This window comes from Aquimarina sp. 2-A2 (assembly GCF_045505135.1).
GTDB lineage: Bacteria > Bacteroidota > Bacteroidia > Flavobacteriales > Flavobacteriaceae > Aquimarina > Aquimarina intermedia.
This window is the reverse complement of sequence record NZ_JBJKFI010000026.1, coordinates 1-512: the sequence shown is the minus strand read 5'-3', so window position 1 is coordinate 512 and position 512 is coordinate 1. Positions and strand designations below refer to the sequence as shown.

General features: G+C 42.8%; 1 pseudogene. It reads right to left on the bottom strand.

Going from position 1 to position 512, the window contains the following annotated elements:
• Positions 1-512, bottom strand: a pseudogene (locus ACJRPK_RS17500) (gliding motility-associated C-terminal domain-containing protein); the annotation flags it as partial.

The window sequence follows — 512 nt, the reverse complement described above, 5'->3', positions numbered from 1 at the left end:
GTTGTTTGAGCCTCCACATTATCTGGAATACCATCACCATCGGCATCTTGGTCCTGGAAGTTAGGAATACCATCGCCGTCAAAATCATTCTCTCCAACAACACCTTCTGTATATGGATTGTTATCACCATCCAGATTCGGATCTTCAACACTGTCTAAAATCCCGTCGTTATCGTCATCTAAATCTGCACTGTCAGGAATATTATCACCATCCAAATCAGTGGCATCTAAATAATCAGGTGTACCATCAACATTACTGTCTGTTGGGTTCGCAGGGTCTGCGCCTACTTCGGTAAGGGTAACAATACCATCGTTATCATCATCCGTGTCTCGGTAATCCAACTCATCTGCTCCATCTGTATTGTTTAAATCTGCAGAAGGTGTGGTAGTGACTTGTAAACCGTTTGGATCTGAGTAATCTGCACTGGAGTCAAAATTGTCATCCAACCCATCATTGTCTGTATCGGTTCCTGCCGGAACTATATCAGCTACGCCATCATTATTTGTATCAAA